General features: G+C 54.4%; 13 protein-coding genes. 7 read left to right on the top strand and 6 right to left on the bottom strand.

The annotated features are described in order from the left end of the window. Positions 1 to 189: 189 nt before the first annotated feature. From F0A17_RS20765 to F0A17_RS20950, 4 genes are all read right to left on the bottom strand, one after another. Positions 190 to 351 (bottom strand): MbcA/ParS/Xre antitoxin family protein, encoded by a 162-nt coding sequence (locus F0A17_RS20765; RefSeq protein WP_228716870.1) that lies wholly within the window; start codon positions 349 to 351, stop codon positions 190 to 192. Between the two features lie 114 nt (positions 352 to 465). Then, the gene (locus F0A17_RS08670; protein WP_228716852.1) at positions 466 to 1,269 is read right to left on the bottom strand and encodes an IS3 family transposase; all 804 of its coding nucleotides are present in this window, start codon (positions 1,267 to 1,269) and stop codon (positions 466 to 468) included. Positions 1,270 to 1,391: 122 nt separating this feature from the next. Continuing rightward, entirely contained in the window at positions 1,392 to 1,592 is a 201-nt protein-coding gene (locus tag F0A17_RS20680) for a DUF1153 domain-containing protein (RefSeq protein WP_223111515.1), read from the bottom strand. A 1-nt stretch (position 1,593) separates the two neighbouring features. After that, positions 1,594 to 1,767 carry an antitoxin Xre-like helix-turn-helix domain-containing protein gene (locus tag F0A17_RS20950; protein ID WP_422670692.1) on the bottom strand — a complete coding sequence of 58 codons (174 nt, stop codon included), beginning with the start codon at positions 1,765 to 1,767 and terminating at the stop codon, positions 1,594 to 1,596. A 747-nt stretch (positions 1,768 to 2,514) separates the two neighbouring features. Here F0A17_RS20950 and F0A17_RS08655 point away from each other — a divergent pair. The 4 genes from F0A17_RS08655 to F0A17_RS20580 all read left to right on the top strand — a co-directional run bounded on the left by F0A17_RS08655 (position 2,515) and on the right by F0A17_RS20580 (position 6,261). Further along, a complete protein-coding gene (locus F0A17_RS08655) occupies positions 2,515 to 4,170 on the top strand; it encodes an AAA family ATPase (protein ID WP_149327933.1) in 1,656 nt (551 codons plus the stop codon). Positions 4,171 to 4,226: 56 nt separating this feature from the next. Further along, on the top strand, positions 4,227 to 4,841 hold the full coding sequence (locus F0A17_RS08650) for a hypothetical protein (RefSeq protein WP_149327932.1): 615 nt from the start codon (positions 4,227 to 4,229) through the stop codon (positions 4,839 to 4,841). A gap of 84 nt (positions 4,842 to 4,925) precedes the next feature. Further along, on the top strand, positions 4,926 to 5,345 hold the full coding sequence (locus F0A17_RS20675; RefSeq protein WP_223111514.1) for a hypothetical protein: 420 nt from the start codon (positions 4,926 to 4,928) through the stop codon (positions 5,343 to 5,345). A 709-nt stretch (positions 5,346 to 6,054) separates the two neighbouring features. Next, positions 6,055 to 6,261 carry a hypothetical protein gene (locus F0A17_RS20580; RefSeq protein ID WP_187774658.1) on the top strand — a complete coding sequence of 69 codons (207 nt, stop codon included), beginning with the start codon at positions 6,055 to 6,057 and terminating at the stop codon, positions 6,259 to 6,261. A gap of 571 nt (positions 6,262 to 6,832) precedes the next feature. On the opposite strand, the gene F0A17_RS08635 is transcribed toward F0A17_RS20580, so the two are convergent. Together F0A17_RS08635 and F0A17_RS08630 are read right to left on the bottom strand one after the other, a co-directional pair. Next, the gene (locus F0A17_RS08635) at positions 6,833 to 7,183 is read right to left on the bottom strand and encodes a hypothetical protein (RefSeq protein ID WP_149327931.1); all 351 of its coding nucleotides are present in this window, start codon (positions 7,181 to 7,183) and stop codon (positions 6,833 to 6,835) included. 235 nt (positions 7,184 to 7,418) lie between these two features. After that, positions 7,419 to 7,979 (bottom strand): TetR/AcrR family transcriptional regulator, encoded by a 561-nt coding sequence (locus F0A17_RS08630; protein WP_149327930.1) that lies wholly within the window; start codon positions 7,977 to 7,979, stop codon positions 7,419 to 7,421. A 174-nt stretch (positions 7,980 to 8,153) separates the two neighbouring features. Between F0A17_RS08630 and F0A17_RS08625 the strand changes: the two genes are divergently transcribed. Genes F0A17_RS08625 through F0A17_RS08615 form a run of 3 tightly spaced genes read left to right on the top strand, consistent with a single transcriptional unit; the run spans position 8,154 to position 13,907 of the window. Then, on the top strand, positions 8,154 to 9,308 hold the full coding sequence (locus F0A17_RS08625; protein WP_149328225.1) for an efflux RND transporter periplasmic adaptor subunit: 1,155 nt from the start codon (positions 8,154 to 8,156) through the stop codon (positions 9,306 to 9,308). A 43-nt stretch (positions 9,309 to 9,351) separates the two neighbouring features. Then, positions 9,352 to 12,486 carry a multidrug efflux RND transporter permease subunit gene (locus F0A17_RS08620; RefSeq protein ID WP_149327929.1) on the top strand — a complete coding sequence of 1,045 codons (3,135 nt, stop codon included), beginning with the start codon at positions 9,352 to 9,354 and terminating at the stop codon, positions 12,484 to 12,486. After that, positions 12,483 to 13,907 carry an efflux transporter outer membrane subunit gene (locus tag F0A17_RS08615; RefSeq protein WP_149327928.1) on the top strand — a complete coding sequence of 475 codons (1,425 nt, stop codon included), beginning with the start codon at positions 12,483 to 12,485 and terminating at the stop codon, positions 13,905 to 13,907. The genes F0A17_RS08620 and F0A17_RS08615 overlap by 4 nt, the downstream gene beginning before the upstream one ends. Positions 13,908 to 13,941 lie beyond the last annotated feature (34 nt).

Below are 13,941 nucleotides of genomic sequence, written 5' to 3'. Positions count from 1 at the left end.
GGTCTTCATCGCGTACCAGGTGGATCGCCCCGGCCTGCTCTCGCAGGCGCGCCGAGGTCTCTCCCTCGAGTTCCTGTAGCAGGCTCCAGTCGTCAGGTGCCGCAACACGCTAGAACAGGTCGATAGGCGGGAAACGCGAAGGAATGATCCGATAGCAGGGGTGCCAGCAAACAGGGGACAGCGGAAACGTCACGCATGGCCCCCGCCTCGGGCGGTATCGAGGTGCTGGCGGACCACATACAGATCTTGCACCAAGCTGCTGCGCAGCCGATCCAGCGGTGGCTGGCCGGCGAACAGGGGATTGCGGTTAGGCCGGCGCAACCAGGAATCCGCGGCGTCGGCCCGCGGCAGCAGGATCTACAGGGCCTTATAGATCCCCAGAATCAGCGACATGCGTTCAAGCTGATTGACGTCGAGACGCGCCGCCGTGGGCTGCTTGTAATGACCCCCTGGTTTCTGCACACCCTACGCGGCTAATGCCGGGTGTGCTCGGGGTGCCACATAGCCCAGAGACTGATGTGGCCGCTCTTCGTTGTAGTACCGGATCCAGCGGCCGATGACCGCTCTCGCCTGACCCAGTGACTCGAACCGGTGTTGCCAGATGCATTCTTCCTTCAGGGACCGGAAGAAGCGTTCGATCAGCCCGTTTTGCTCCGGGGTGTAGGGCGTCGTGAACTCCTGGGTGAGCCCGTAAGCATTCACCGTCGCCGTATAGTGCCGACTGCTGAAGACGATGCCGTTGTCGGAGCGCAGGGCCAGCGGCTGATGAATGCGGCCCAGCGCGCCAAATCGATGCACCAGTGCCTCTTCCAGCGCCGCTTCCGCCGTCTTGCTACTGCCCTTGTCCGATAATCGCCAGCCGAGGATCTCCCGCGTGCAACAGTCGATGATCACCGCCAGGCTGGCTCTCCGATCCTTGCCGCACCACACATGCGTCAGATCGGTGGCCCACCGCTCATCCGGCCGTGAGGCGACGGACGGCAGACTCCGGGCACGAGGTCGGAACCCCTGGGGTCGCTTGCGCACCTGCCAGCCCTTCAGCTGCAGGATGCGCTGAATCAGCTTGCGGTTCTCACCCAGGACACACGCCAGGCGGCGATAGCCGTAGGTGGGAAACCGCTCCAGGGCCAGCTTCACGCGAGCGGCCAGATTGGCATTGATCACGCGGCGGCGTGGCTTGGGCCGGTAGTAGACCGTCCTACGCGAGAGGCCCAGCCACTGGCACAGCTTGACGAGTGATACCACATGGCCCTCTTGGGCCAGTTCCACCTGCAGCGACCTTACGAGTTCTCGTCCTCGTCGAGCAGGCGACGCCACTTTTTTAGCGCGTAGATCTGCAGATGGGCCTCGCCCAGTGCCTCCTTGGTTTCCCGCAGCTCGGACTCATACTGCTAGCGGATATCCTTGGGGCGGGCCCGGAACCCGTTCTCCATGTTGCGCTGGGCCTCCTCGATCCAGCCTTCGACCTCTGAGACGGTGAGGTCGTACTGGCGAGCCACTTCAGCGACAGTGGTCTTGCCTTTGAAGATGTCCATGACCACGGCGGCTTTGCGCTTCGCGGTCCAGCGTTTGACGGTGGGTTCGTTGCTCATCTCATCCTCCTGATCGCTGCACTATAGCCTGTGCAGCTCTGGAGGGGGTCACTTCATGCTTGCGCCAACGCCGATAGGTCGACTCAGGCACGCCAAGGAGCAAAGCGGCTTCCTGCTCCTTCAGCCCCCAGTCGTTGGCGATGTTGGGGTACGCACGCATCGCCGCCGCGCTCATGTGCTGGCGCTTTTCGACGGGCAGTTGGGGTAGGACCACGATGACCTCCGTCGCCAAATGGCGGATAGAGGTAATTCTCGACCAAGTGGCGGAAACGGCAAGGCACGGGCGGTACTCACCACGGCACCTTGGAGAAAGCGATAGAGGTCGCCGTGGCCGAGGATGGCCAACCGAGGTCGATGGTGGCAATCACTTCGGCATGGAGGCGTGCTTTCCCTCTTCCGGGCGAGGGTGGAGGAGATTATGTTCCATAGGGCGTGTGCTTCACCTTTCGTAGGGCTGCGTTGATTCCCGCCATGTGACAACACCTGCTTCGGTGCTAGTCTGAAACGCAAAGTCACATAACGACACACCCGTACGCACAGGGACGGCCACATGGATAGGGAAGCCACCGAGACTCGTATGAAGCTTCAGCCGCTGACCGGCGAGTGCAGGTTATCCCAGCGAACGCTACCTGCTGTTACCTCCGGCACTATCAAACTTCGCGAGCGCTGCTACCTTCCACGCTGGCCGGTATCGACCCAAAGCGGCCATGCCAGGAAAGGCGGTGAGCACGTTCGTAGGGGATATGCAGAATGTACGATGATCGGGGTTATGCTGCCAAGCTATACTTAATTTACAGGACTTTCAATAAGAAAAGAGTCGATCGAGCGCGCAGCATAACTTTATTGAACGCGCGTGCGCGTTCAAGTGGAATATCAATCATGCTACATAATACAACTGTTAAGCAACTAATGAGGAGAGTGTGTGAAAGTCGCTACAGTAAAGCTACAAAATTTTAAGCGTTTCACTAATCTCACAATAAGGGATATTCCAGCTAGCGCCAAACTAGTAATCATCGTTGGCCCGAACGGCAGTGGAAAGTCCTCATTGTTCGACGCATTCAATACTTGGTATCGCTCAAAATCTGGGTTTGGAGCGCCTGGCGACGAAAATTACTACAGAAAGGATCCAACAAAAGCCTACAGTAGGGGCGGCAACGTAGTAGTTCAGTTTCATGATCATGAAGACGGTAGGCAAGTTTCCAAAAAATCAATGTACTTCAGGACTGCTTACCGTAACGACCCAGATTTCAATATTTCCAGCTTTGGCCGAATGGGGGCTCCCCACGAACAATTGAAGGTAAGTCGATTTATAGATAACGACCAGACGGTTTCAGAAAACTATCAGCGACTAGTCCACGCCACTATGGCCGGAGTCTACTCCGAAGACAATGACGACATGAGCGTCAGAGCACTAAGAGAAGAACTAATAGGAAAGGTTCGGCAGTCCATGTTGAACGTTTTCGATGACTTAGTGCTCAACAACATCGGTGACCCTTTAGGAGACGGTTCATTTCACTTCAAGAAGGGACAGGTTGCTTCGTATCACTACAAGAATCTCTCTGGTGGGGAAAAGTCAGCTTTTGACCTCCTCTTGGATTTAAACCTAAAGCTAGATCATTATGACGATACCGTTTTTTTTATCGATGAACCGGAAACTCATATGCACACCGGTCTGCAGGGGAACCTGATAAAGGAAATGCACAGGATAGTTCCAGAGAACAGCCAAATGTGGATCACAACACACTCACTAGGTGTGATGAGAATGGCAAAGACGCTATCGAAAGAGGAGCCTGGAAGTGTTGTATTCATTGATTTCGGAGAGATCGATTTCGACGATGAAGCCGTTATCGGCCCAGCGTCAATATCAGGGCTGATGTGGGAAAAGTTTCTTTCAGTCGCACTGGATGATTTCTCTAGAGATCTAAATCCAGAAGTGCTTGTGATGTGCGAAGGGAATATTAATGGAAGGAAGAGAAAGAATTTCGATTCATTTTTGTACGGAAAAATCTTCTCGAGTAAGTATCCTAATGTAACCTTTGTTTCAGGGGGCTCTTGTACTGAAATTGAAGATACAGATCATGTAGGGTTTAGGTTGCTTTCCGAAGTCCTGAAAGGAACGAAAATGGCGCGCCTCATCGATCGAGATGACAAGTCCGACGAAGAAGTCGCGGAATTGGAGGCTGAAGGTGTATTTGTAACATCTCGGAGGCACATCGAAGCCTATCTTTTTGACGACGAACTTATAGAAAGGCTGGTCATTGATAAATACCGTCCCGATCTTCTGGAAGAAGAAGGTTTTGACAGTGACGAGGAAAAGCGGCAGGAGCTAGTTCGGAGAGCCTTTGAGGTAAAGAGGAGCGCTATGAATAACAGCGTAGGCCGGGGCAGGCCAACTGACGACGTGAAAGCGGCAAGTGGCGACATATACGTTGGGCTCAAAACACTATTAAACCTTACCCGCTGTGGTAATAATGCCGATATGTTTATGCGGGATGTCATGTCAGAGTACCTTTGCGAAGATACAAACACTTTTAAAGAGCTGGACGAGGATGTGCTAGCAAAGATACTCAATGCTTAACAAAGCGTTGCCCCGGACAAGCCGGTGAACGCGGCGTTAGGGCGCTAGGAGGGTAAGTGGAGTTACCGAAACACACACGGAATGCCTTGTTCGTTAGTGCAAAAATCCAAGAGCTTGGGATACCGATTGAAATACAGCATAAAATCGGCGTGTTCGCAGTTGCTTGGGGGATGTTCGAAACTCATCTCGAGCGCGCTGTGTGGATTCTCGAAAAGGAAGAAGTGGAAGGCAACAGGCCGTCAACTGATAAAACATCCGCCAATAGATGGGTAGGCATTCTTTCCAGTGGAAGCAATGAGCTAAGTGATAAGGCCAATGAGGTCCTTGGCATCGCGGCGTCAGCTGCAGGGGATCTCATGAGTTATCGCCACTCCTTGTTCCATGGCTACCTAGTCCCGCTTGGAGATACGGCAATGTTTATTCGCAATCCTCGATGGAATGGCGAAGTCCGTAATCGAGAGGCGGGTGATGCTCAAATTGATGAGAATATTCTCGATTTAGCTATTGATGCGGCTTGGGTGCTTTTCCGCCTCGTCGTAGCTGTCACTAGACTTGGTGACGAAGACGGTGTTGCAAGGATCGAGGAGTTTGTGTCTGAGGCTCGCCGTATCAAAAGCAATGCAAACGAGGTCAGGCATATAGCATCCCTCGCAACACACGAGAAAAATTAGATGTCTGAAAGCCCTAACAAATCGCGTCACTCGGACGCACTAAAGTGTGCCGGTGCGCTATGGCGTTAGAGCCAAGGGGGAACTGTGGCACTGAGTGAAATCATCGGTGGGTTATTCGGAGTTGTTCCGAACCTGTTAGCGCTTCCCAAAGAGAGACGGGAACTCCGAGACAACGCCCTGCGCGAAATCCTGGTGGCGCTAGACGAGACATATCTATACTACCGCGACATCGAGCGAGGAAAGGGAAGAAGTGACGACAGAGAAGCGCTCCTCGTCCGATACTGGTCCGCTGCTGCGATTCCTATGAGGCATATCGATCGAGACTTGGCACAGCGCTGCGACCAGAAGGCGGAGTACTGTCTAAACCCTGACACATACGACGCAGACGCTGTGAAGGAATTAGGCATCGGCCTGGAGTCAGTTAGGAATGCATACCGAACGCTGCTCAATCCCAGAAGCCTTGTTCATAAGCCGTCCGCTGTTCGTCGTGAACCAAGGCTCTAATACCTGTTAACTCGGATGCAACGCGTCCCTGTATTACGTATTGGGCATCAGCTTAAGAATAACATAAATAGAGAAATTACGGATGCTTAGTTTCCTCACAAGAATGTTCGGAAAAGGAAGGGGTGAAGATCCCCAAGAAACCACCGGGTTGACACATGTTGCGCATGAGTCGAAAAGAAAATCCGGCAGACGAGAACCACCGACGGAACTCGACTGGTCACAAGCTGGGTATGTTCCGCTACCGCCATCACCGCCTACCTGGGAAGTGGATGGTCGCGATGAATTTCACGGGGAGTACAGTGATCCATCGATTGGCCCTGTGTTTCAAGCGGGATTCAAGGGCCAACACACCAAGGTCGTAAAGCTGGGATGAGTTGAGGATCGGCAGACTGACAGTGCAGAAGCCTGATTGGACGGTGCTTCAGCAATGCGTTGCAAACGAAGATATTGTCAGTATTACATGGAAGTATATTCAAGGTAGTCTATGGTTAACTGAGGTATAACTGGTAGTGTTGCTTACGCAAAACGTCGCTTCTTCGAAGATGTAGAATCAGCGTGCGGATTGCTCGCCCTCTCTTTTACTACTGTTCTTGAGCGTGGTGGTGCTGCGGTTCGGCTTATACCCAGCATGGACGGTCGTGTTAGACCAACCTCAACCAGATGGTTCTCCTTCCCCACAGAATCTAAGATGCTATGCACGAGCGCGAGTATGCGGGGATACCAAAAACTCACCCTCAATGAAAAGCTGGTGAAAGAGATGCTGAGTTGCGAGTGGTTCCAAGCGTTAACTCGGATCATCCAAAACGGCAGAGAAAGCGACGCAGAGAAGGCAGTCCACCGTGGTGTTTACTGGTTCTTCGATGCGCAAACAGATATGATGCCTGAGATGCAACTGGTCAAGTCTGGAGCTGCATAGAATGCATCTTCTCCTTTGAGATGGGAAACACGACGGCCAAGATCAAGCGTGGGTTAACTGCGATACTAACCTGTGAGCGTTATAGGTTCTCCCATCTCGATGACTGGGAAAGTCTTGAAAAAGAAATCAATCACCTTTACGACATGCGGTGCAGTACTTGACGCAAAACATAGCCATGTAAAGGCATGCCACGTTACAACGGTCAGAAAATGGGCTGCATGGGTAATGCTAGAAGCCGCGGGTTTAATTTCCGAAGGTTTTGAAAGCAGGGCTGCGAACAAGGAGGAGACAGACTGCATGTATGAGTTGTTTAATAATCGGCGCTCTGCGGGGAAGTCACGGCACCCTCTCCACGCGCTACAGAGAGAAATTGAGAATTAGCCAAGGTCCGCTTCTGGCCGATAGCCGCCTTTCTACTAACGTCCGCATCCTGCCGATAAAAAGGCGTCCGGCGAAATTCATTCCCACCCAAACGGGGCCCTTAAACGATGCTAGGCTCCGTCTGTCGCTAACAATTCTAATAATCGGTCTTCAGCCCTAACCGCAATCAACGAAGCTGAGACCACACTTCTCACACTATTAGGTCTCCGTAGCCCCAAATCGTTGTACCCATAATCGTCAGCAGAAACGCTAAGATAGACATGGCCTTGTAGCGATAATAGTATTTCGCTTTAAAACGTTCGACGTGTACGCTTGGCTCGTCTTCAGAATTCAACCAAACGTATATTGAAAACAACTTGGTATCAATTGAGATACAAAGAATGGTCATGATGGACCCGCTTCTTTGGAACCAAGTGCCCAATGTTTCTGCTTCGGGACGCCAAGGAAAATAGAGCGCAGCCAGCGGAATGACCAGCGTCGTGGCCAGCAGAAAGACGATCAGCCGCATGCTTTTTTTTGCATTAGATTCTTCGCTGTACATACCTGGCTTTCGAATTCCCTGGAACGGTAGCTAAGCTCGCATGTGTGGATGCGAGGACTTTACCCTTGGAAGGGGCGGTGACTTTTCGCCGAGTTGCGAGTTGGTCACGCTCGCTACTCAAGAGTAACACGCTTGCCAAAAACAGGTCGGCAACAAGCCAGGCTACACCACTAGTGAACCTTTGGGCGCTGGCGTCCGGTCTTATCCGTCTAGCCGCCGAAACCCATCCTCTTCCTCAAACCTTCTGCGCGCTTCCGCCGTGCAAAAAGAATTTCTCGAAGACAATGGCGGAGGTTGCGCTCGCTGCACGGCCACAGCGTTCCGCGTCGACAACGCCGTAGAGCATTGCACTGAAAAGCTCGGTGAGCATTTGTGCACTGATGTCTATCCTAAACAACCCCTCGTGCTGGCCCCTCAAGAAAAAAGTATCCAGCGCATCAGTGTAAGACGCCCATCTGGAGCACTCGTTACCAGGGTCATTCGAATCTGGCCGGTATTGAAACATCATAAATAAAAGCAACTCACGCTGAGCTAGGTGACCGACGATCATGCGCCGTAAAGCTTCTAAAGGCTCGGCCTTAGTGAGTTCTGCATCCGCTATGACCTGATTCAGGGCCGACAGTCCCTGAGACTCAAGCATTTTTACGAGTGCTTCACGGGTACCGCAAAGCCTGTGCAGCGTAGCTGTACTGGTCCCTGCAGCGTCGGCTAATTGCTTAAGCGTAGCGCGCGGCTTCTCGACATATGCGGCAGCCAGCGCCTTGAGCATTCGATCATTGGGGGTAGGCGTTGCCATGGGTTTCCTCGCTATGTTCCTGCTAGGCCGCATTGTGTCTAAAACATCCTGTTTTGCAAGCGGCAGCGATCGAAAAAGTGAAATAAAATTCATATGAGATAATATTGACTCAATAGAAATATAGGGCGATCATCCGCGTTCTCCATCAATCGGCTGAGTGATACAGCGGTGGCTATGAAAATCAGATGCATCAACGGGTTGGCGGTGTTCGTGGCAGCAATTTTTCTGGTTGGCTGCGGCGCGGATGTAGCGGGCCAAGACACGGCAGCACATGAGGAACCTCCCCAAGTAGAGGCGTTAGAGGTCAGCGCCGAGCCGTTTACACCAGCCATCGAGCTGCCTGGCCGCGTTGAGCCCGTGCGCATGGCAGAAATACGTGCCCGGGTTGCCGGTATAGTCATCAGCCGAGAGTTTGTTGAAGGGTCCGACGTACGAGCCGGCGATATCCTTTTCCAGATCGATCCCGCGCCGCTCAATGCAGCCGTCTCGCGCGCGCAGGCGCAGCTTGCACGTGCTGACGCCATGTCGGTGGACGCAAAGACTCGGTTAACCCGTTTTGAACCGCTCGTGGAAATCGAGGCTGTCAGCAGGCAGGACTACGATAGTGCTCGCGCCGCTGTACAGAGCGCTGAGGCTGATAAGCGCGCTGCTCAGGCAGAACTGGAGACCGCGTTACTTGATCTTAGCTATGCAACGGTCGAAGCGCCTATCGATGGACGAGTAGGGCGAGCGCTCGTGACCGAGGGAGCAATGGTTGGACAAAACGAAGCGACACCGCTCGCGATGATCCAACAGCTTGATCCAGTCTACGTTGACTTCAAGCTACCTGTTTCAGAGGTCGCTCGTTTACGGGCGGCTCATGCGCGTGCGGAAGAAGATGGTGATCCACGCAGCGGCGTCAGGGTTTCATTGACGAGCGAAGTGGACGGGGAAAAGCGTGAAGGCCAGCTGATGTTTTCAGATGTAACGGTCGACCGAGGCACAGGCCAAGTGACCTTGAGAGGAGCTTTTCCGAATGAGGACGGGTCACTGCTTCCAGGTATGTATGTGCGCGTAAGCCTCATTTACGGCACCGACTCCGAGGCGATTTTGGTCCCTCAGCGGGCGGTTCGGATACAGGACGATGGGGCGACCCATGTTCTGGTAGTTGATGATGAGAATCGTCTGGAAGAGCGGGCCGTCGAGACCGGCGCAATGAAGGACTCTCGGTGGCATGTGACCAGCGGCTTGGTAGCCGGTGACCGAGTGGTGGTCGGGGGGATGAGCAACCCAGCGGTAGCACCAGGTAGCAGCGTCGAGGTGCTCGAACAAAAGCCTACTTCGCCTTAATCCACCTGCAGCTTCATCAGCTACCTCATCAGGATATCCTTATATGTCGCGCTTTTTTCTAGACCGCCCGAATTTCGCATGGGTGTTGGCCATTTTCATCTTATTGGCAGGGCTGCTTGCTATTCCCTCTTTACCGGTGTCGCAGTTTCCCAATGTAGTGCCGCCGCAAATATCTGTATCTGCGTCGTATCCCGGCGCCTCCGCTACGGTAGTAGCAGACTCAGTGACCAACGTGATCGAAGAAGAACTCAATGGTGCCAGGGGAATGTTGTACTTCGAGTCTTCTAGCGAAGCGGGTCGTTCGCAGATTACGGTGACATTCGATACTGACATCAACCCGGACATGGCTCAGGTAGATGTCCAGAACCGCTTGAAGAACGCAGAAGCCCGCCTTCCAGGTTCCGTCGTACAGCAGGGTATCCAGGTAGAGCAGATCTCGGGCAGTGAATTCATGATTTATTCACTATTAGCTGACGAAGGCGCAGGGCTTGGTCCGGTGGATCTCTCTGATTACGCCGCCCGCACCGTTAACAACGAAATACGCCGGGTGAAGGGCGTAGGTAGAGTGCAGTTCTATTCTTCGGAAGCCGCGATGCGCGTGTGGCTAAACCCGCATCAGCTGCTCGGATATGGCTTGTCAGTGGAGGATGTAAATCAGGCTATAGCTTCACAGAACATCCAGGTCCCCGCGGGCAGCTTCGGTGCACGTCCAAGTGCATCTGGGCAGGAGCTGACCGCCACGATCGCTCTGCAAGGCACCATGCAGTCCGTTGAGGAGTTCGGACGGATCGTGCTCAAAGCGAATCAAGACGGCTCCATGGTGCGGCTGTCTGATGTCGCGCGCCTGGAAATAGGTCTCATGGACTACATGTTCGGCTCGCGGGAAGATGGCCGAGAGAGTGTGGCGGCCGGCGTCCAACTGGCTCCTGGCGCGAACGCCATCGAAACTGCCGAGGCGGTACGAGGTCGGCTGGAAGAGCTCTCCAGCAATTTTCCAGAAGGCATTTCCTATTCCGTCCCCTACGATACGTCGGGATTTGTAGAAGCGTCGATCAAGAAGGTACTGGCGACTCTCCTCCAGGCTATGGTGCTGGTCTTCCTGTCGATATATCTGTTTCTTCAAAACCTTCGCTATACCTTGGTGCCCACCATCGTGGTACCGATTTGTCTCGCTGGGACATTGGCGGTGATGTACGCGCTAGGCTTCTCCGTCAACATGATGACAATGTTCGGTATGGTGCTCGTCATCGGCATTCTGGTCGACGACGCCATCGTGATCATCGAGAACGTTGAGCGCATCATGGTGGAGGAGGGGCTGCCCCCCAAAGAAGCCACGATCAAAGCCATGGGACAGGTGCGCAGCGCCATCATCGGGGCCGTGCTTGTTATGGCGGCGGTCTTCTTCCCCATGGCGTTTATGGGCGGCTCGGTTGGCGTCATCTATCAACAGTTTTCGCTAACGATGGCCGTGTCCGTCCTGTTCTCTGGTTTTCTGGCTTTGACTTTCACTCCGGCGTTGTGCGCGACTCTACTTAAGCCGGTTACTAAAGGGGTTCATGCGGAAAAAAAAGGCCTTTTCGGCTGGTTCAACCACTGTTTCGGGCAATTAACAGACCGATTCACCTGGCTGAGCTCGCAACTGGTTCGCCGAACTGCGAGATGCATGCTGCTTTATGCAGCACTAGTCGGGGTCATGGGCTTTCTTTATGTCCAACTGCCTGAGTCGTTCGTACCGGTCGAGGACCAGGGGTACTACTACGTCGACATCCAATTGCCCCCCGGAGCGGCTTATCCCCGTACTGAAGCAACGATTGAAGAGGTCGAAGATTTCATCGTGTCCCAGGAAGCAACCGGATCGTCGCTGTTCGTTTTGGGTTATAGCTTCTCGGGAACAGGCTCAAATGCTGCGCTCGGCTTTCCCATGCTCAAGGACTGGTCTGAACGCGGAGAAGGCGCCACGGCAGCCGACATGGTCACAGCTGTCAACGAACGCTTCTCTGGCCACCAGGATGGTGTGATCACAGCTGTCGAGCCGCCTCCTATCGAAGGCTTAGGAACGGCTGGTGGGTTCTCCTTCCGCCTGCAGGATCGAGGAGGACTCGGTCGCGATGCTTTGGTTCAGGCACGTGACGAGTTGCTGGAGAAGGCCAACGCATCTCCCATCATCGCGTATGCCATGACTGAAGGGCTGGAGGACGCCCCTCAACTGAGGGTGCATGTTGATCGGGAACAAGCCCAGGCGCTGGGCGTAAGTTTCGAGACCATTTCTTCAATCATTTCTACTGCGTATGGGTCAGCCATTGTTAATGAATTTCCCAATGATGGCCGTATGCAGCGCGTGGTCGTGCAGGCAGACGCGCATTACCGAATGACGCCAGAAAGCCTGTTGACGTTAAACGTTCTGAACGCCTCTGGTGACCTCGTTCCGGTGAGTTCGTTTGCTACCACGTCTTGGGAGAACGGGCCGATTCAGATATCACGTTACAATGGATATCCAGCCTTCAAAATCAGCGGTGACGCTAACCCTGGTCACAGCTCTGGAGAAGCCATAGCTGAGTTGGAGCGAATTGCCGATGAGCTCCCGCTCGGGATCGGGTACGAATGGACTGCTCTTTCCTACCAAGAGAAGCTGGCCGGGGCTCAGGCTCCCAAGCTTTTCGCACTAGCCATCCTTGTGGTGTTCCTCGTGCTAGTAGCGCTGTACGAAAGCTGGAAGATTCCGGTAGCGGTGATGCTAATTGTCCCCGTAGGGGTGATGGGCGGGGTGCTGATGATGACCCTCGTCGGCTTGCCCAATGACGTGTACTTCAAGGTCGGGCTGATCACCATCGTCGGCTTGTCTTCGAAGAACGCCATCCTGATTGTCGAGTTTGCCAAAAGCTTGCACGAGCAAGGTATGTCACTCATTGACGCAGCTGTAGAAGCGGTCCGGCTTCGCTTCCGCCCGATCATCATGACGTCGTTGTCGTTCTTGTTGGGCGTCTCTCCGCTGATTATCGCGACGGGTGCTGGCGCTGCCAGTCAGCGCGCAATCGGGTTTGGACTGGTCGGCGGCATGTTGGCGACCATCCTGCTTGGTGTGCTCTTTGTTCCGATTTTCTTCGTCTGGGTGCTCTCGCTGTTCAGCAAGCGAAACGACGCTGCTTCGGAAAACACATTGGAAGAAATCAGATCATGAGCCTCTTGAATAACCCACTGCGCCTGTCCCTCTCAGTGCTTGCGCTGAGCATAACGCTTGCCGGCTGCTCACTTGCGCCAAGCTACCAGACACCAGCAGCTCCCATACCCGCCGATTGGGGGGCGGAGCGTGTCACCAAGCCAAACGTTGCTGAGCGGCTACATGAATTGGACTGGCAAGCCTTCGTCGTCGATGACTCGCTGCGCAACCTGATAGAGCAGGCGCTGGTTAACAACCGTAACCTGCGCCAGGCTATTTTGAACGTGGAAGCATCGCGTGCTGTGTATGGCGTGGAGCGCGCGGCCCGTATACCTGGCGTTGATCTGCAAGGCAGCGGCTCCCGGCAGCGATTGCCCGGCGATCTGGACATGTCCGGCACAAGTAGTGTGCAGGAGGAGTGGCGTGCAGGAGTAGGGATCACAGCCTTCGAGCTCGATTTCTTTGGCCGAGTACGCAATCTTTCAGAAAGCGCGCTGCAGGAGTATCTGGCTACAGAGCAGGCAGCTCGGAGCGTACAGATCAGTCTGATCGGAGAGCTTATCGAAGTCTACCTGGCCAGAAGCGGCGCCCAGCAGAAGTTGGTCCTCACCAGGCAGACCCTTGAAGGACGCGAGGAGTCGCTGCAGCTAATAGAGCGGATGCGGGTGGGTGGGTCAACGTCCGCGCTGGATCTTGAGGACGCCGTCGGGCTGCTGGAGCAGGCCCGGGCTGATTTTGAAAGTGCGGACAGGCAGTTTAGGCAGGCAAGTAATGCATTGCGGTTGTTGGTCGGCGTTTCAGATATCGATCAGCTTCTGCCTCAGAAGCCCAGCCAATCTCCTTACCTGGTGCAGGCGCTGTCGCCTGGGGCGCCTTCTGAATTGATCGCCAATCGTCCGGATATACATGCTTCCGAATACAGGTTGCGCGCACGTAACGCAGACATTGGTGTTGCGCGTGCAGCGTTCTTTCCGAGTGTGTCTTTGACAGGAACTCTCGGCACTGCTAGCGCGGATTTATCCAACCTGTTCGAGTCGGGACAGCGGGCATGGTCCTTCATGCCGCAGATCAGCGTGCCGATCTTTGCGGGCGGCCGAAACCGCGCAAACCTTGATTTGGCGCAGGTGCGAAAAGACATTGCAGTGGCCGAGTACGAGCAAACCATCCAGACCGCATTTCGGGAAGTCGCAGACGCGCTGGCCGCAGTTGATACCTTGCGTCGGGAGGAGAGGGCCCGCCGCGCTCGCGCTGAGTCAAGTGCCAGGTCGCTGCAGCTATCTGAAGCTCGTTGGCGGACCGGGGTAGACGATTATCTGAGGTATCTCGACGCTCAGCGCAACGACTTCGCTTATCAAGTCGACCTTATCGAAGTTTCAACTGACTACCAGATTGCCCTGGCCCGATTGTTCAGGGCCTTGGGTGGAGGCTGGACTAGCAGCTGATTGCCCATCCTCGGAGGGGCCATTCAAAATGAAG

The sequence above is a fragment of the Billgrantia pellis genome (assembly GCF_008297955.1).
Taxonomy (GTDB): domain Bacteria; phylum Pseudomonadota; class Gammaproteobacteria; order Pseudomonadales; family Halomonadaceae; genus Halomonas; species Halomonas pellis.
Note: the sequence above shows the minus strand (reverse complement) of the source record. Positions and strands in the feature narration are given on the sequence as shown.